Annotated in this window: 24 protein-coding genes; 10 read left to right on the top strand and 14 right to left on the bottom strand. The window is 31.6% G+C overall.

Annotation, left to right across the window (positions count from 1 at the left end; genetic code table 11):
* Positions 1–119: 119 nt before the first annotated feature.
* Entirely contained in the window at positions 120–575 is a 456-nt protein-coding gene (locus BUR17_RS20305) for a VOC family protein (protein WP_074232324.1), read from the top strand.
* A gap of 1 nt (position 576) precedes the next feature.
* On the opposite strand, the gene BUR17_RS21270 is transcribed toward BUR17_RS20305, so the two are convergent.
* The 12 genes from BUR17_RS21270 to BUR17_RS20250 all read right to left on the bottom strand — a co-directional run bounded on the left by BUR17_RS21270 (position 577) and on the right by BUR17_RS20250 (position 8,075).
* Positions 577–681, bottom strand: a complete 105-nt coding sequence (locus BUR17_RS21270) for a hypothetical protein (RefSeq protein WP_143747639.1) — start codon at positions 679–681, stop codon at positions 577–579.
* Positions 682–716: 35 nt separating this feature from the next.
* Positions 717–905 (bottom strand): hypothetical protein, encoded by a 189-nt coding sequence (locus tag BUR17_RS20610; RefSeq protein WP_084550853.1) that lies wholly within the window; start codon positions 903–905, stop codon positions 717–719.
* A 78-nt stretch (positions 906–983) separates the two neighbouring features.
* The gene (locus BUR17_RS20295; protein ID WP_074232323.1) at positions 984–1,361 is read right to left on the bottom strand and encodes a PEGA domain-containing protein; all 378 of its coding nucleotides are present in this window, start codon (positions 1,359–1,361) and stop codon (positions 984–986) included.
* 77 nt (positions 1,362–1,438) lie between these two features.
* A complete protein-coding gene (locus tag BUR17_RS20290; RefSeq protein WP_074232322.1) occupies positions 1,439–2,032 on the bottom strand; it encodes a hypothetical protein in 594 nt (197 codons plus the stop codon).
* 178 nt (positions 2,033–2,210) lie between these two features.
* Positions 2,211–2,885, bottom strand: coding sequence for a DUF4919 domain-containing protein (locus BUR17_RS20285; RefSeq protein WP_074232321.1), 675 nt, complete (start codon positions 2,883–2,885; stop codon positions 2,211–2,213).
* Positions 2,886–2,958: 73 nt separating this feature from the next.
* Complete coding sequence (locus BUR17_RS20280) at positions 2,959–3,378, bottom strand: DUF4348 domain-containing protein (protein ID WP_074232320.1); 420 nt, start codon at positions 3,376–3,378, stop codon at positions 2,959–2,961.
* Between the two features lie 3 nt (positions 3,379–3,381).
* Positions 3,382–3,588, bottom strand: coding sequence for a YqaE/Pmp3 family membrane protein (locus BUR17_RS20275; protein WP_074232319.1), 207 nt, complete (start codon positions 3,586–3,588; stop codon positions 3,382–3,384).
* 28 nt (positions 3,589–3,616) lie between these two features.
* Complete coding sequence (locus BUR17_RS20270; protein ID WP_074232318.1) at positions 3,617–4,000, bottom strand: hypothetical protein; 384 nt, start codon at positions 3,998–4,000, stop codon at positions 3,617–3,619.
* 34 nt (positions 4,001–4,034) lie between these two features.
* Positions 4,035–4,859 carry a carboxylesterase family protein gene (locus BUR17_RS20265; RefSeq protein WP_074232317.1) on the bottom strand — a complete coding sequence of 275 codons (825 nt, stop codon included), beginning with the start codon at positions 4,857–4,859 and terminating at the stop codon, positions 4,035–4,037.
* A 72-nt stretch (positions 4,860–4,931) separates the two neighbouring features.
* On the bottom strand, positions 4,932–5,273 hold the full coding sequence (locus BUR17_RS20260) for a hypothetical protein (protein WP_143747635.1): 342 nt from the start codon (positions 5,271–5,273) through the stop codon (positions 4,932–4,934).
* 224 nt (positions 5,274–5,497) lie between these two features.
* On the bottom strand, positions 5,498–5,932 hold the full coding sequence (locus tag BUR17_RS20255) for a hypothetical protein (RefSeq protein WP_074232315.1): 435 nt from the start codon (positions 5,930–5,932) through the stop codon (positions 5,498–5,500).
* A gap of 67 nt (positions 5,933–5,999) precedes the next feature.
* Positions 6,000–8,075 (bottom strand): M3 family metallopeptidase, encoded by a 2,076-nt coding sequence (locus BUR17_RS20250; protein ID WP_074232314.1) that lies wholly within the window; start codon positions 8,073–8,075, stop codon positions 6,000–6,002.
* Between the two features lie 183 nt (positions 8,076–8,258).
* On the opposite strand from BUR17_RS20250, the gene BUR17_RS20245 reads away from it, so the two are divergent.
* Positions 8,259–8,609, top strand: coding sequence for a nuclear transport factor 2 family protein (locus BUR17_RS20245; protein WP_074232313.1), 351 nt, complete (start codon positions 8,259–8,261; stop codon positions 8,607–8,609).
* A gap of 18 nt (positions 8,610–8,627) precedes the next feature.
* Complete coding sequence (locus tag BUR17_RS20240) at positions 8,628–9,161, top strand: SRPBCC family protein (RefSeq protein WP_074232312.1); 534 nt, start codon at positions 8,628–8,630, stop codon at positions 9,159–9,161.
* A gap of 62 nt (positions 9,162–9,223) precedes the next feature.
* On the opposite strand, the gene BUR17_RS20235 is transcribed toward BUR17_RS20240, so the two are convergent.
* Positions 9,224–9,580, bottom strand: coding sequence for a DUF805 domain-containing protein (locus BUR17_RS20235; RefSeq protein WP_074232311.1), 357 nt, complete (start codon positions 9,578–9,580; stop codon positions 9,224–9,226).
* A 72-nt stretch (positions 9,581–9,652) separates the two neighbouring features.
* Here BUR17_RS20235 and BUR17_RS20230 point away from each other — a divergent pair, with 72 nt between their 5' ends.
* The 4 genes from BUR17_RS20230 to rimM all read left to right on the top strand — a co-directional run bounded on the left by BUR17_RS20230 (position 9,653) and on the right by rimM (position 12,305).
* Positions 9,653–10,102 carry a hypothetical protein gene (locus tag BUR17_RS20230; protein ID WP_074232310.1) on the top strand — a complete coding sequence of 150 codons (450 nt, stop codon included), beginning with the start codon at positions 9,653–9,655 and terminating at the stop codon, positions 10,100–10,102.
* Positions 10,103–10,302: 200 nt separating this feature from the next.
* Positions 10,303–10,815 (top strand): nitroreductase family protein, encoded by a 513-nt coding sequence (locus BUR17_RS20225; protein ID WP_074232309.1) that lies wholly within the window; start codon positions 10,303–10,305, stop codon positions 10,813–10,815.
* A gap of 298 nt (positions 10,816–11,113) precedes the next feature.
* Positions 11,114–11,677: a 30S ribosomal protein S16 gene (locus BUR17_RS20220; protein WP_074232308.1), complete on the top strand. Its 564-nt coding sequence runs from the start codon at positions 11,114–11,116 to the stop codon at positions 11,675–11,677.
* A gap of 85 nt (positions 11,678–11,762) precedes the next feature.
* Positions 11,763–12,305 carry a ribosome maturation factor RimM gene (gene rimM / locus BUR17_RS20215; RefSeq protein ID WP_074232307.1) on the top strand — a complete coding sequence of 181 codons (543 nt, stop codon included), beginning with the start codon at positions 11,763–11,765 and terminating at the stop codon, positions 12,303–12,305.
* Between the two features lie 83 nt (positions 12,306–12,388).
* Here the strand turns inward: rimM and BUR17_RS20210 are convergent, their stop codons facing one another.
* Positions 12,389–13,321: a helix-turn-helix domain-containing protein gene (locus BUR17_RS20210; RefSeq protein WP_074232306.1), complete on the bottom strand. Its 933-nt coding sequence runs from the start codon at positions 13,319–13,321 to the stop codon at positions 12,389–12,391.
* 107 nt (positions 13,322–13,428) lie between these two features.
* Between BUR17_RS20210 and BUR17_RS20205 the strand changes: the two genes are divergently transcribed.
* The 3 genes from BUR17_RS20205 to asnS all read left to right on the top strand — a co-directional run bounded on the left by BUR17_RS20205 (position 13,429) and on the right by asnS (position 16,245).
* Positions 13,429–14,076, top strand: a complete 648-nt coding sequence (locus tag BUR17_RS20205) for an LA_2272 family surface repeat-containing protein (RefSeq protein WP_074232305.1) — start codon at positions 13,429–13,431, stop codon at positions 14,074–14,076.
* Positions 14,073–14,672: a CDP-alcohol phosphatidyltransferase family protein gene (locus BUR17_RS20200; RefSeq protein WP_074232304.1), complete on the top strand. Its 600-nt coding sequence runs from the start codon at positions 14,073–14,075 to the stop codon at positions 14,670–14,672. Before BUR17_RS20205 ends, BUR17_RS20200 begins: the two co-directional genes overlap by 4 nt.
* Positions 14,673–14,796: 124 nt before the next feature.
* Positions 14,797–16,245 carry an asparagine--tRNA ligase gene (asnS, locus tag BUR17_RS20195; protein WP_074232303.1) on the top strand — a complete coding sequence of 483 codons (1,449 nt, stop codon included), beginning with the start codon at positions 14,797–14,799 and terminating at the stop codon, positions 16,243–16,245.
* Positions 16,246–17,297 lie beyond the last annotated feature (1,052 nt).

Here is a 17,297-nt window from a genome sequence, read left to right as displayed (position 1 = left end):
TCAATCATAACTTTCTAACATCTTTTCTCAAGTTATGTTTAAAACTCCATCAACTCACAATTTTGTAAGTTCTTTCTTTCCGCTAAAACAAAAAATATCTTTGTGAAAAATATTTACAAATGAATTTAGCCGAAAATATTTTAGCATTTCATCATTATTCGTTAAAAGTGGCTGATTTTGATGAGACCTTAAAATTTTATAAAGCACTAGGATTTGATGAGGTTCATTCTTGGGAATTGCCGTCATTTAATCTGAAAAAAGGAATGATGCTTTACAACGAAAAAATCAACTGTCATATTGAATTATTTGATAAAGATGCTGAAATTCCGACTCAGGGAAGAAAAAGGAATTCTCATGATGAATTTATAGAAAATTCTATTTTACACATCTGTTTTACCGTAGAAAATACTGAAAAAGCAAGAGAAGAAGCATTGAAAATCGGTGCGAAAGATTTGAGTGAAGGCGTTTTTGAAATCAGCTTGGCTAACGAAAAAAAATCTGTTGAGGTAAGAAACAGTCTTGTTTACAGCCCGAATGGTGAAGTGATTGAGTTTTTAGAGAAAGTAAAATTCTGATTTAATTAAAATCTAATTCATTAATATACTGAAGTAACCTCAAAACTTTTTTACCGGTTTTCGTCAAAAAATATTCAGACTTTGTTTTGTCTTTATTGTTTTCGATAAGTTCAGCCTCCTGTAATTCCTTAAGTTGTTTGGCTAAATCCGGTCTGTAATCGAAGAGGGAAGTGCTGTTTTAAAATTAGAATAGCTCAATATATTTTCATTTAAAGCAAAAAGGATTGAAACTTTCCATCTTCCGCTGATTTTAGATAAAATTTTGTGAGCATTACAGTAATTCTGTAAAATGGTATCATTGGCAGAATTGGTTGAGCTTTCTTTTTTCATTTAGCAATTATAAAAAAAGAAAATCAGAACTAAAACTTTTAATTCTGATTTTTCATATAATATTATAACCTAAAAGTCTTATTTGGATTCTAATTCTACAGTATAACTTTTCGGGCTGTATTTTGTAAGCGATCCCGTTGCAGCGTCAATTCCTACGCCGATTGCTCCACCAAGAAGAATGTTTAAAAGTGTTACCGGATTAAAAGTTTTTGTCAATTTCACTTCTTTAGTCTGAAAACCTTCCTTTTCAAACATTACCATTTGCTTACCCAAACCTCTCGGAATTTCCGCACTACAAGGTGTTGTACATTTTTCTTTTCCTTTATGGATTACTTTTGCACCTTCCGGCGTTGTGGTAAATGCGATTGAATCTTTGGTTCCTGTAAAAATACTTGCGCAAGATGTTGTAGAAAGCACAATACTTAAACCTAAAACAAGTGATAAAACTCTTTTCATTCTTTAATTAATTTTCGAGGTGCGAAAATATATTTTTTAAGTTGAATAAAAAAATATTCACTGTATTCAGAATTAAATTATTTATTTAAGAACAAAATATTTTCAACTTCACTTTCAGTTTTATCTGGGTAATACATCTCTTTAAATCGCTTATACCAAATCGATTTTTCAAATTTTGATTTGTTGATTGATGCTGTGATAGAGTTTGAATAATAAACTTTTTTGTCGATTAATAGTTTAAATCTGATTTTAGTTTTAAAGTTTCCTTTATATTTTTTTGAATTTAAACTAATAATTTCTCCAGATTTTACATTGATTTCTTTTAGGTAAGACATTCCGCAATCTGAATTAATCCAAAACTCAATCGGTTTCCATTTTTTATCTGGAGTGAGAGCTTCCTGAATAAGAGTTAGTTTATTATCTTGAGGAATCAGTTGTATATCTTTCTGCCCATTGTTTTTCACGTATATAGAAAATAAAGAGTCATTTTTAATCTCAGTAACTACCAAAATAGAATCTTTACTGTTTTGTGTAAATAATTTTTCTATCCTTGAATCTGATTTAAATGATTCTTCAATTTGATTTTCATTTAAAAAAAGTTCAGCCTGTATATTTTGAGAATATATGACCGAGGATAATACGATGGAAAAAAGGGTAAATAGCTTTTTCATTATTTGTGAATTTATCAGTTTTTACCATACAAGAAATGATTGAAAAAAAGAAAATTTTAAAGAAAATAAAGGGTGAAAACTTAATTTATTAATCTTTTTGCATGCTTTTTAATAACTTATATTATCACAAAATCTTTTGTCTCTTTTGCGGTTAACAAACATCTCCTAAAGTTTAATCTTAAAAATCAAACCCTTTTTCCTTGAGTTTTGTAATATTAAAATAAACTCCCGGCAATTTATATTTGTCTTTTTCTAAACTTATATAATCACAATCACCCGATAAACCTTGCGAAGCAATTTCTAACTGTAAAATATTCATCACAACATATTCATGATTCACGGTGATTACATGAAATCCTGTAGTACAATCTCTTCCGTCTCCTGAACTAAAAATAGCACCGAATAAACCATAAAAATTACGAGAAACTTTGTTTGCCATCGCTTCATTTCCATCTAAATGATAAATGTAGGCGAGAAAATTCATCACCCGAAGATTGATAGGGAATTCTTTCAGTGCAGCATTAGAGATTTTTATAATTTCAGCATAATCAGTTTTTTTCAAATCTTTCTTTTGAAAATAGGGATTAAGTTTTTTCTCATTTTCAGAGATTTTATACGGATGATACTCTTTCTGAAAAGTATATCCAAAATACAAATGTTTGTATTGATCATTGGTAATAAGCGTATCATTAGCTTTCAGCTTATCCATCAATTTCGGATAATAAAATTCCGAATCTTTATTCTCAATATTTTTCTGAATGACATTGTAATTGGGAGCTTCATATTCTTTTTGTTGAGAAAAAGAAAAATTTGATATAAAAATCAGTGAGAAGAAAAGAAAATGTTTTAGCATTTTAGTGTTTTTTTGAAATGCTAACTTACGGAAAAACGAGAAATTGTAAAACTCAATTATGATTGTTAAAAGATTAATCGGTCAAATCTTCTATTTCTATGAGGCGATACGTTTTTTGAGTACATCTGAATTTGTAGGTAATATTAATGCTGTTCTGTTTCCCAATTTTTTGATAATAAATGGTATCCTGATTTTGGTTGATGTGAACATCATACAAATCTTTATTTCTTAATTCTGTAGGTAAATCATTTTCTATATCAATAAAGCTGTAGCTGTCTTCCGTTGTCATTCTTTCGAGAATATCCATCGGGAAATCTTCGTCAGAATAATATTCTATCATCGGAAAATTGATGTGTTGTTTTTGAAAGGTGCTGTCTTTTTTAAATTTTTCTATGAATACATTAAAATCTGAACCGCAGTTTTTTTGCTGATGACAGGATATAAAAAATAGTAAAATAAAGGTATTGATGCAAATTATTTTAAAGAATTTCATGTTTTAAAATTGAGCTTTATTTTCACGTACAGCACGAATCAATTTTTCATTTCGCTTTTCAGCTCTTGAATTTTGTAACGATAAAGCTGCCCAAATCGCTGCAGGAATCCAGCCCAAAATGGTAATTTGCAAAATAAAACATATAATTCCAGTGATGATTTTGCCTCTCACAATGAATGATAAAAATGGAAGTAAAATAGCGAGTAACATGGTTTTGAGTTTTTAAATTAATTGGTTTTTAATAAGCATGTGGATCAAAATATGCCTTAAAAGTGAGTGGGTTTTCGCTCATATTTTCAGCAATTTCCAAATATTCATGATATTCTTCAGGATTCATTCCCATATCAACCATCACGATGGCAAGATTGGTGTACAGATTTTTATCTTCTGAACCCAGATCTAATGCGATTTTTAAAATAGCGAGAGCAGTTTCATATTCACCCGAATCACATAAAATAGCACCAAGATTAACCAAAGCAGATATATTTTGAGCGTCAATGGTCAGAATATCTTCAAGCTCTTTAATCAAAAGATCATTGATGTCGTCCCAATGATCTTCATTTTCCCATCTTTTTGCCTGAAGTTTTTTTACATTTTCCAGTCTTTGGTCTATATTATTCATTTTGTAAAATTACGGAATTACCAATACTTATTTTCTATTTTCTGCGTTTTTCAAATAACCATTTCGGAATTTCATCTGTTACTAAAAAAGGGATCACAATATTGTTATGATGAAGGTTTGTGAAAGTTGTAAAGATCAAATTTTTGCTGGTAGAAAGTTTATTATAGAGTTCAATGCTGCCAATGTATGGGTTTTCATCATCTTGTTTGCCATGAATTAGCCATATATTCTTGTCTTTAATTTTATTAAGGTTTGACAGATCAGGAACAGCGGCAACAGAAACAACTGCTCCAAAAGTATCAGGATCTAAATTCATAAGATTTTGAGCGGTAGAACCTCCCATTGAATAACCGATCAGATAAATCCTGTTTTTATCAATGTTTGGATATTGTTTTTCAAGATTTTTAATCAATTTCAATAAAGCAAAAACCTCGTTGGAGGGTTTTGAAATTTGAATACCTTCTCCATTAATTTCATAATTTGTGGAGCGTTTATTAAATTGTGGTGCTACAACATAACATGGGTATTTCTCATAAATTTCATCTCGTAACCACATTTTCGCAAATGGTTCAAGTTGATTTTCATTATCATTTCCAATCCTTGTAGAATTATGAAAGGTGATAACCAAAGGGAACTTCTCGTTTTTTCGGTTGTTTTTCGGTGTTAAAAATCTGTATGGAATTTGAATGTCATTTTCTACAAATATTTTCTTTTGAAATTTGTCTGTATTTAAACTATTCAATAATTTTCTATTGTTTAAAAATGTAAGCGTATCGACTTCGGTATCCCGAAATTCTTTTCTTTGTGCAAAAGCTTGATGGATGGTGAAAATTAATAAAAGAATTACTTTAAATTTCATAAATGTTAAGATTATTAGAAAGCAAAAAGTTCGTTTATTTTCGTGTTTAAAAAAAAAGATAATTAGAATACTTTAATCAACATATACTTTTCGTGTATACGTCATAATATTCTCAGAAATAATTTTGTTCAATTTTTCTTTATTGATTATTCCCTCTTCATTATTTTTTCTCCAAAAATCATAAATTATTTCTATTTCATCTGACAATAAAAAATATTCGTATTGTTCTTTTTTAAATTTCTGTAGTTCCTCATAATTAAAAACTCTTTTTTGAATAAAATTACCGTTTTCAATTTGCAAATATTCAAATATTCCATTTTGAGGTTCTTTATCAAATTCTCCTCTAAAATCATCAATTCTAATCAATCCGGAATACCATTCAAATTTATTACTTGGAAATATTTCATCTTTCAATGATTTCATGTTAAAATCAACATCAGTTAACCAGTTAATTTCTTTAATTAAAAGTTCTTTATTTTTAATTTCAAAAACAGCAATATATCCTCTCCATAAGGCAGTGCAACTGATTTTAAATTCAGGTCTTTTCTCAGGGAATTCGCGGAAGTAATCTTCTAAAAGCTCAACGTTGAGGTAATATTCTTTATTTTCAAATATGAGTTTATCTGTGATTTGGCGTGTTATTTTAGATATTTCATTTTAAAATCAAGTCCATTTTCATATTCCGCAGGATTTACAAAAGTAATGGTTCCTATTTCAGAATTTAATTTCTGTTTTAAATCATTTAAGTAAATTTCAGCTTGTTCAATTGTTATATCAATTGTCAAACTAAACACAGTTTTATTATCGTCTGTAATATTTACACCAAAATAAATTTTATCAGGATTATCAGTATACTGATTCCAATAAAATGTTTGATCAATATTATCGGTATTTACAAAATAATCAATCATTTCTTGATTACTGATAAATCCTTTCTCATTGTCAATTCTGAAAGTATAATCTAAAGTTAGCGATTCATATTTCGGTAAATAGAAATTGAGAAGCTCAAAAATTTTTTCAGATGATTTTGTATCGTAATAAACCTGACATACAATATCTCTAATTATTTCCATCGATTTTTTATTAAATTAAAAAACCATTAAGCTTTATTTAAACTTAATGGTTTTCGATGTTTATTTTTTATCCAAACGCTCTCTTCAGCAAACTCTCCACTTTTGGCTCGCTACCTCTGAAATTTTTATACAATTCCATTGGATCTTTAGTTCCGCCGGAAGAAAGAAGAACTTTATATTTTGCAGCGATTTCAGGATTGAAAATTCCGTTTTCCTTAAAATATTGAAACGCATCGGCATCCAAAACTTCTGCCCATTTGTAAGAATAATATCCCGCAGAATATCCACCCTGGAAAATATGTGAAAAACTTGGGCTCATTGCTGTTTCAGGATTTGCAGGATAAAGTTGTGTTGCTTTTGTATAATTATCCTCAAACTCTTTCACACTTTTATTCTCCAACTCTTCAACTTTTGTGTGGTAATTCATATCCAGTAATCCAAAACCAATTTGTCTCAACGTCTGATAACCTTCCATAAAGTTTTTCGACTGAGCAATTTTTTCGATTTTTTCGTCAGGAAGAATTTCTCCTGTTTTATAATGTTTAGCGAAGGTTTTTAAGAATTCAGGTTCGTAGCAGAAGTTTTCCAAAAACTGAGAAGGCAATTCCACAAAATCCCATTTCACAGAAGTTCCGGAAAGATTCGGATATTGCGTATTTGCCAACATTCCGTGTAACGCATGACCAAATTCATGGAACAAGGTTGTTACTTCTTGGAACGTTAATAAACTCGGTGTATCTTTTGTCGGTTTACTGAAATTACAAACAATAGAAATATGCGGACGAGAATTTTCGCCATCTTTTATATATTGATTTTTATAACTCGTCATCCAGGCTCCCGCTCTTTTGCCTTTTCTTGGGAAATAATCTACGTAAAGCAGAGCTTTGTAGCTAGTTGATGGTTGTTGGTTGTCAGTTGACGGTAGTTGGTTGTCAGTCTGAGCGGAGTCGAAGACTTCTTTTACTTCATACACTTTTACATCTTCATGATATTTCGGAATGTCGTTTCTTTCCACGAAAGTTAGTCCAAAAAGTTGTTTTGATAATCCAAAAACAGCTTCCTGAACCTGTTCTAATGGGAAGTATGGTTTTAATTCCTCATCATTCAGGTCATATTTTGCTTTACGAAGTTTTTCAGCGTAAAACGCATGATCATAACCTTGCATTTCCTCAATTCCATCAGCTTTTGCTAAAGTTTTTAATTCTTCGATCTCTTTTTCTGCGTAAGGTTTTGCTTTAGTTAAAAGTTCATTCAGAAAATCGATCACTTTAGTTGGAGATTTTGCCATTCTTTCCTCCAAAACATAATCTGCATAAGTTGCATAGCCTAGAAGTTCTGCTTTTTGCTGTTTTAGATTTAAAAGTTCTTTTATTAAATTTTGATTATCAAACTCACCACCATCGAAAGATTTTTTACCGCTTGCCAATGCAATTTCTTTTCTCAATTCACGGTTTTCGGCATAGGTCATCAACGGAATATAGCTTGGATATTGCAATGTCAAAACATAGCCATCCAAATTTCTTTCTTTAGCTTCTTCGGCATATTGTTCTAAAATAGCCTCCGGAATTCCAGCCAAATTCTCTTTATTGGTGATGTGTTTAAAATAATTATTGGTTGAAGCCAATACATTTTGTCCGAACTGAAGTGATTTTAAAGATAAATCCATGCTGATTTTCTTTAATTTTTCTTTGTCTTCTTCATTTAATAAAGCACCGCTTCTTACAAAACCTTTATAAGTTTCATTCAAAAGCATTTGCTGTTCTTCATTCAGATTATATTTCTCTTTTTCGTCGTAAACTTTTTTGATTTTATTGAAAAGAGCTTCGTTTTGAGAGATTTTTGAAGAATATTCAGTTAAAATAGGAGAGACTTCCTGAGCGATTTGCTGAAGTTCGTCACTTGTTTCTGCAGAATTTAAATTAAAAAATATATTGGAAGCTACATCAAGCTTTTCACCTGAAAAAGCCAATGCTTCAATGGTGTTTTTAAAAGTTGGTTCTTCCGGATTGTTAACAATTGCGTTGATTTCTTCTTCCGATTTCTGAATTAATTCTTTGAAAGCAGGAAGATAATCTTCATTTTTTATTTGATTAAATGGCGCTGAATTATATGGTGTACTGAATTTTTCTGTTAAAATATTCATTGATGTATTTTTAATTAATGTAAATTTAATTATTTGATTTGAATTGTCTATGTGGTACACAAAAACGATGCCTTGATTAAGATGTATGACAAAAATACTGAATGAAGAATATTCTTGTCATAGGAAAAGAGGAGGTTATAGTGAAATGTTTAATTTTGATTTTAGATGTAAATACAATAAACCATGTCTCAAAACAAAAAGACCGTACAGAAATACATGGATTCTTTTCAGAAAACAGATCATGAAAAGATTTTAAGTTGCCTTACCGAAGATGTGATCTGGGAAATGCCCGGAGTTTATCTTCATCACGGAAAAGAAGCGTTTGATAAAGAAATAGAGAACGAAAACTTTACCGGAAAACCTAAAATTACAGTTTTCAGAATGACGGAAGAAAATGATGTAGTGATTGCTGAAGGAAATGTGGTTGCCAGTTTTAAAAACGGAGATATTCTGAACGCTGATTTTTGCGATGTTTTTGAAATGAAAAACGGACTCATTAAAAAGCTGGTTTCTTATTTAATGCAAAAAAAATAACTTTAATATTTATAAACTATGCGAACAATTTTAAAAATTATTGGTGGAATTATCCTTCTGATTGTGGTATATGCAATCGTTGCAGTATTGGCTTTTGGTAAAAATTACCATTACGAAAAATCGATGGTGATGAATGCACCGAAAGAAAAAGTGTGGCAGCAAATCGCTTCGATGAAATCTTTTAACCAATGGAATCCTTGGATGAAATTAGACAAGAATATGACAATTAATTACAGTGGAACCTCAGGTGAAGTAGGAGATAAGTATTGTTGGGACAGCAAAAATGATGATGCAGGAGCAGGATGTCAGGAAATTAAAGAGATTATCCCAAACGAAAAACAAAAGACCGAAATGCTTTTCAAAAGACCTTTCGAAGGACAGGCGATTTCTGATATTGTTTTAACTTCGGAAGGAAATTCTACAAAAGTGACCTGGAGTATGGATACCGAACAGGAAACCTGGATGAAAATTATGAGACCGATGATGGATTACCAAATGGGAAAATCTTACGAAGAAGGTCTTAATAATCTAAAAGCTTTGGTTGAAAAGTAAATATAACTTAGAATTAAGCTTATTAAAAACTGTTTTCAAATTTTTGAAAACAGTTTTTTTATTTAATAATTTTTTTGACCAATTTCGTCGATTGTATAGTAATTTCCGGTGCCTTTAGGATTATCTCCGTACTTATTGCTCCCACGATTGCTATCTACAAAAGCCATTGCAATAATAAAAAACGGAATAAACTGAAACCAGCCACTCACGCCTATATCATGACATCTTTTGGCTCCCTGAATAACTCTGAAAATTATTCCTGCAAACCAAACAAGCGCTGTAATGATAAAGAAAAAATCAATCTTAGTAATGACTGCTAAAAAAACGGTGAAAAAAACAGCTGCTACATGTATTAAAATGGATAGAGCAAATTCTGTTCTTCTGATTCTTCCTTCAGTTGAAAATACGTTTTGAAACATGGTTTTATTTTTGAAGAGTAAAAGTATAATTTATTTTCAAAAAATATTATCTTTAACTAAAGATTACGATGTATGCAGAAGGCGATTTACAATAAAAATGATTTGCGGATTTTTGTGAGAGACATGATTTCCGGAAAAGTAAAAACCTTAGAGTTTTATTTAAATTTTACTTTGGAAGCAAGCCGCGAAGTAAAAAAAACTTCAAAATACGATTCTATTCGTGAAGAAATGCAGGATGAGATTTACCATTTGGATAAACAGATGGCTAACTTAAAAAACATGCAGCAACAGATGAAGAAAGTTTTAAATTCTGATTCTGAACATGTTAAGTTAGGTTCACTGGTCATTACCAATAAAGCCAGGTTTTATATTTCCGTTTCCTTGGGTGAATTTTTCTTTGAAGGTGATCGTTTCTACGCTATTTCTCCTGAAAGTCCGATGGCTCAAAAAATTATGGGCATGAAAGCGGGTGAAGAGTTTACGCTGAATAAAATTCATCAGAAGATTGAGGAAGTTGTTTAAAGAGACAAGGAAAAAGTAAAAAGAGCCAAGCGCTACGAATGCACGAATTTTATCAAATTTTAAAAATTATATTCGTGAATTCGTGGCATCATAAAAAGCATAAAAATAGTAACCAAAAAATTTGGTAAAAGTATTCCGCATCCGAAAAAAACACTCCGCTTCTCACACCTCGCTTCCATCTTTTCCGTAATTTTGTCTGCATGAATAAAGCAGAAGTCTTAAAAGATATTATAGAACAGAGAAGAAGTATCTTCCCAAAAGATTATAACGAAACAGAAATCTCTCAGGAAATCATCGATGAAATTCTTCATTCGGCAACATTGGCTCCCAATCATAAGCGTACAAAACCTTGGCGTTTCAAGATTTTTAAAGGGGAAGAAAAAGCAAGTTTGGCTGTAGAAATGCAGGAAATTTACAAATCGGTTACCGCTCCGCAAGTTTTTTTAGAAAAAAAATATCAGGATATTGGTTTTAAAATCAATAAAGCAGATGCTGTAGTTTCGATTATTGTTAATTTCAGCGGAATGGTTCCTGAATGGGAAGAAATTGCAGCAGTTTCTATGGCTGTACAGAATATGTATCTTACGTGTACCGCAAATGGAGTGGGTTGCTACTGGAGTTCCCCAAAAATTGTTGATCATCTGAAAGATTCTTTAACCATCGAAGAAAACCAGAAGTGTCTTGGGTTATTTTACATGGGAAATGTTGATTAGTTTAATGTAACAATCTAATAATGTAACAATTTAACAATGTAGCAGTTTACCAATTTTGATAATAGGGACAAATTGTGAATTACGGACAAATTTTATAGCCCTGATTGCAGCGACATCCTTTTTCTGCGTTGGCTTGAAAAAAGTGCTTGCGAAAAAGATACAGCGGAAAGCAGGTTCCCGGCTCCTAAAAAATATTATTCTAAAACTTTTTACTTGGGTCTTCTTACTTAAAACTTTTTTACTATCTTTGCACACTTAAATATTAAATCGGGACGAGTTCCCTTAAAATTCAAACATTATGTCAGTAAAAATCAGATTACAAAGACACGGATCAAAAGGTAGACCTTTTTTTCACATCGTAGTTGCAGATGCAAGAGCTAGAAGAGATGGTAGATTCATCGAAAAATTAGGTACTTACAACCCAATTACTAACCCTGCTACAATAGATTTAAATGTTGATTCTGCTGTAAAGTGGTTAAACAACGGAGCTCAGCCAACTGATACTGCTAAAGCTATTCTTTCTTACAAAGGAGTTCTTTACAAAAAACACTTACAAGGTGGTGTTGCTAAAGGTGCTTTTGATGAGGCTGAAGCTGAAAAAAGATTCAGTGCTTGGATTGAAGCTAAAGAATCTAAAGTACAAGGTAAAGCTGATGGTTTGGCAACAGCTAAAGCTGACGCTAAAAAAGCTGCTTTGGATGCTGAAACTAAAGTAAAAGAAGCTAGAATTGCTGCTGCTGCACAAGCCGAAGCTGATGCGAAAGCTGCTGAAGAAGCTGCAAACGCTCCTGCTGAAGAAGTTACAGAAGCTACAGAAGAACCAACTGCTGAAGCAGAAGGAACTGAAGAAACTCAGGCTTAATTCTTCTAAAAAGATACAAAGCAAAGGCACGATTTTTTCGTGTCTTTGTTGTTTAAAAACTGATTTTTAAAATTCAAACATCATTATGAAAAAAGAAGATTGCTATTTATTAGGAAAAATTACACGCAGACATGGGCTTGCCGGAAATGTAATCCTTAAACTGGATACAGACCAACCCGAGCTTTATAAAAAACTAGATTCTATTTTTGTGGAAATCAATGGTTTGTTGGTACCTTTTTTTATTGAAAAATCTTCTTGGAGCAAACTAGATGCTCTGAATATTGCTTTTAAAAATTCTAATGAAGCTTTGGTAGATCAGTCTTTAGGGAAAAGTGTCTATCTTCCTTTGACGAGTTTGCCTCAACTTACCGGAAAGCAATTCTATTATCACGAAATCATCGGATATGAAATTTTTGATGAGCAGGACAACAGTTGCGGGATCATCAGATCGGTGAATGATCAGACAGCGCAGAATTATTTTGTTACCAATTTAGATGGTAAAGAAGTAGTAATTCCTTTGATTAAAGACTGGATTCTTGAAGTTGACCGTGATGAAAAATTCATCAAAATGCAACTTCCGGAAGGTTTGATCGATGTTTTCTTGGTGCCTTCTAAAAAGGATGAGTAAATTTAAAATACAATCTTTATATACAACATCTTTATTTTCGAAATGAAGATGTTTTTTTATTATAAAACTCAATTTTTGAATGGTTAAGATTTTAGCTTCTCAAGTAAGTCATCAATCTGATTATACATTTTATTAAAAAACATTTTTCGTTCCCGGTTTCCGGAAGTATTGAGTGACTTTGAATTTTTAATTTCGTGTTCAAAATAAACTAAAGTGTCGCTACAGGTGTTGTCGTCATTGGTCATCATGTATCCAAACATATTGAAAGGAATAAAAAATGATGATTGATATTCATTTTTAAACAAAATATTATTGCTTAAAATCACCAAATCGTTGACGTAGAAATTAAAATCAGGATTGTGCTGTATTTTATGCTCAATATTCTGAATTACACTTTTTACTTCATCCAAAATAAGTACAATATCTTTATATTTTAAAAGTCCCATTTCTGAGTAGAACGAAATCTGCATCAGAATACTCATAATCGTGGTGTCGTTCCAGACTTCGGTTACGTTTTGATTTTCATATAGCTCTTTGAGCATTTCATTTTTTGGAGAATGATAGGGGAGGTCAAAATCTTCAAAAGAACATAGAAATTTGTCTTCGTTCAGCAAATTCATCCAAACATAAAATTTAAAACGTGAAAGAATAGTATCTGAAATCGTATAGAAAAACGGAATGTCTTTCGCCGAATAATAGACTTTCGACTGATTGGCACTTTGGAAAACATCCAAAATCTTCAATGAACTTTCAAAAAAATGCAATAAATCTTCCTGTGTTTTTACCGGGCGTGTTCTTTTAACCACCAATTGATTTTCCGTTCCCAAAAACTGATCGAGAGAAATCTGATAATATTTTGCCAGTTCCAAAGCTTCCTCAAAACTGAACTTTGCTTTCATTGAAGTACGTCTGTGAGCGGCATCGTAACTGATGTTGAGAATATTAGCAATCTCATCATTCAAAGATTTGTCGCCTATCTTCTTTCTAATTTGCTTCAGTAATACTTCCTGATTCATTGTTTTTGCGATTTTCACAAATGTAGAAATTTATTTTAATTTTTTTCGCATTCAGAAATAGGGTTTTCAAAATTAGCTTTGAAGTATAATTTTTAAAATTTACAAAAATGAAAAAGCAATTTTTTTTAATCATGACTATTTTAATAAGTAGTTTGATGCATAGTCAGGATAGTTTATCACATAAAAACGAGAAAGCAAAAGTATTTGGAGTTTCTCCTTCCAAAAAAACTAAAAATGTAAACGGAGTGTTGTTGAAATATTATGATGAGATTGATAATGAAATTAAACCTAAAAAAGTAAACGGTCTTGGTTTAGGATTTAATGGATTAGGTGTCTTTTTCCCGGTTCTTCTTCTTGTAAATATTGGAAGTATTGATTCGTGGGAAATTAATAATTCAGATTTTGAAGATTTACCTAAGAAAATGAATACGATAAACGGAATGCAGTTGTCGATCATAAATATGGAACCAACGGTAACCAATGGGTTTGAGCTAAGTTTATCTAGTAACATTAGCGCTCCTTCTGTTATCAACGGAGTTTCTGTTTCACCTTTGTATAATTTCCATCACACAACAAACGGAGTTACGGTTTCTACATTTGCTAATGTCAGCAAAAAGTGTAGAGGTTTGCAAGTCGCTCTTATCAATGTCTGTAAAGATTCAAAAGGATTGCAGATTGGTTTTTGGAATGAAAATGAAAAAAGAAAATTACCTCTTATCAACTGGAATTTTAAATCTAAAAAAGAAAAATTATGAAAAATATACCTTATATATTAATAGCAATCCGTTTTCTTTTTGCACCGATTATTTTGTTTTTAGCTTATTTAAAAGGAGAAGAATCACGGTTTTTAATTTTAGCCTTAATGTTTATTGGATTGCTTACCGATATTTTTGACGGAATCATCGCCAGAAAAGTCGGAGTTTCATCAGAAAAATTAAGAAGACTCGACAGTCAGGTAGATTTGGTGTTTTGGCTTTCTTTAGGATTGGCTACTTACTTTTTGAATACCGAATTGATAAAAAATCATTGGCAAAGTATTGTTTTAATTTTCATCATGGAAGCTTTATGTTATATTATAAGCTGGATAAAATTTGGGAAAGAAACCTGCACTCACGCTTTTTTATCAAAAATGTGGGGATTGAGCTTACTGATTGCTTTCACCTATTTAATCGGATTCCAACAGGCAGGTTGGGCGTTTCATCTCACAATAATTTTAGGAATTATTTCTCACATTGATGTAATTCTGATTATTTTAATTCTTCCAAAATGGCAGTATGATGTACCAAGTTTTTATCATGCATGGCAAATCAGGCAAGGAAAACAAAGAAAAAAGACTACTTTTTTTAATTAAACAAGAGAAAACACATGAATGAAATAATCATTTTTAAATCAAATGGCGTAATCATTAAAAGTTGCGCTGTTTTTTGTAAATTTGCAAACATTAATTTTTTATACAAAAATTTATTAATCAACAAATGAAAAAGCAGACGATTAAAGAAGTCCTTGAGGGCTACAAAAAAGTATTACATCATGACATTACAGTTTACGGTTGGGTAAGAACATTCCGTGCAAATCGCTTTATTGCGCTAAATGATGGTTCTACGATTAATAATTTGCAAATTGTAGTTGATTTTGAAAATTTCGATCAAGAGTTGATCAGTAAGATTAGCACAGCTTCTTCTCTAAAGGTAGTAGGAGAGGTGATAGAAAGCCAGGGAGCAGGTCAAGCAGTGGAAATTATTGCAAAAAAGATCATTATTTTAGGCGATAACTTTACCGAAGAAAGAGATAAAACGATTCTTCAGCCCAAAAAACACTCTTTAGAAGTTTTAAGAGAGCAGGCACATTTAAGATTCAGGACCAATTTATTTGGTGCGGTTTTCAGAGTACGTCATGCCGTGAGTTTTGCAATTCACTCATTTTTTAACCAAAACCAATTTTTCTACATCAACACTCCAATTGTAACGGGAGCTGATGCGGAAGGAGCAGGTGAAATGTTCGGAGTGACCAACTTCGATTTAAATAATATTCCAAGAGACGAGCAAGGCGATATCGATTTTGCTCAGGATTTCTTTGGGAAGAAAACCAACTTAACGGTTTCTGGGCAGCTTGAAGGAGAAACTGCAGCAATGGGATTGGGAAGAATTTATACTTTCGGACCAACTTTCCGTGCAGAGAACTCAAATACAACGCGTCACCTAGCAGAATTTTGGATGATTGAACCTGAAGTTGCTTTCAATAACTTAGAAGACAACATCGATTTGGCAGAAGATTTCCTGAAATATGTCATTCAGTATGTTTTAGATAACTGTAAAGACGATTTAGATTTCTTAGACAAGCGTTTTGCTGAAGAGCAAAAATCAAAACCGGAAAAAGAAAGAGCAAAAGAAGGTTTAATCGAAAAACTTGAAAATGTAATTGCCAAACGTTTCAAAAGAGTTTCTTATACCGAAGCAATTGAGATTTTATTAAACTCAAAAGAAAATAAAAAAGGAAAATTTGCTTACCCAATTGAAGAGTGGGGGGCAGATCTTCAGTCTGAGCACGAAAGATTCTTGGTAGAAAAGCATTTTGAGTGTCCTGTAGTTTTATTTGATTATCCAAAAGAAATCAAAGCATTCTACATGAAACTGAACGATGATAACAAAACCGTTGCTGCAATGGATGTACTTTTCCCAGGAATTGGTGAAATCATCGGTGGTTCAGAAAGAGAAGCAAGATTAGATGTTCTGAAAACTAAAATGGCAGAAATGCACGTTGACGAGCACGAACTTTGGTGGTATTTAGATACCAGAAGATTTGGGTCAGTTCCTCACGCAGGTTTTGGTTTAGGTTTAGAAAGGTTGGTACTTTTCGTAACAGGAATGACAAACATCCGCGACGTGATTCCTTTCCCAAGGACTCCAAAGAACGCAGAATTTTAATTCAACATTATATATTAAGAATGTCTCTGAAAATTTCAGGGACATTCTTAATATATAAGTATCCCCAACTCTCAAATTATCCAACACTATCACATTTTCCAGTAGCTTATTCCAGCTTTCACTACTCGCTTTTTTGCGCCAAGCTTTTTCTTTGCAGCAAAAAGAGCTCAAACATACCGTTCAATCCGGGCTAAAAAGTAAGTCAGAAGTAGAATTATTTGTTATTTCGATTGAAAAGCAGAAATGTATGATATGTATATATACTGTTCCAATAATTAGTAATTCATATCAAGTGAATATTAGTGTCATACTTTAATCAAGTAACGATTAGCTTATTCTATATTATATAAAGCTCTGTAGGAGCGAAAACTTTGTAGAATTAATATTTAGTAACCATGATAAGAGCTCCAGAGGAGTGAAACTTACGATTTTTTAAAACAAAACAGATAAAATGGTTTTGTAGTTCGTTTCGATTTAAATATTGCTGCTCAGTTTTTTTTTCTTCCAGAAAAATGTATTGAAACTGGATAAAAGCAATTTTACTTACACTTCTAAATTACATCAAGTCAATGTGGATAACTATAAATAATAAACTAATATTCTGTAAAACAAATATTTAAAAATGTAATTTTCCACAATTCTGATTTTGGTGTTTTCTTCATTTGTTTTGTGTTATTAAAAAGTACTACTTTTGCCCCACTGAAAAACGAGAGTTGTTCGGTAGCGCAGAAGAGCTTTGAATAAGGCAAAAACGATAATACTAATGTTATCTACGAATAGATAAGGATCTTAAAAAAAACTTTTAAATTTTTTGAAATAAAAATTTGCGAGAAATAAAAAGATTAGTATCTTTGCAGTCCGGTAAAACGGGAGCGGAGTAGAATAAATCAAGTGTAGGAAATAAGGATTTAGGGTCATTAAAAAACTTTAAAATTTCTTTTAAAAACATTTGGTCAGTTAGAAATAAAGTTTTACTTTTGCACACGCAAATCGGTACTGAAAACGACAGAAAATGTAGGTATCGTAAAAAGCGAGAGAGAAGAGATCATTGA

It is taken from the genome of Chryseobacterium scophthalmum, assembly GCF_900143185.1.
GTDB lineage: Bacteria > Bacteroidota > Bacteroidia > Flavobacteriales > Weeksellaceae > Chryseobacterium > Chryseobacterium scophthalmum.
Note: the sequence above shows the minus strand (reverse complement) of the source record. Positions and strands in the feature narration are given on the sequence as shown.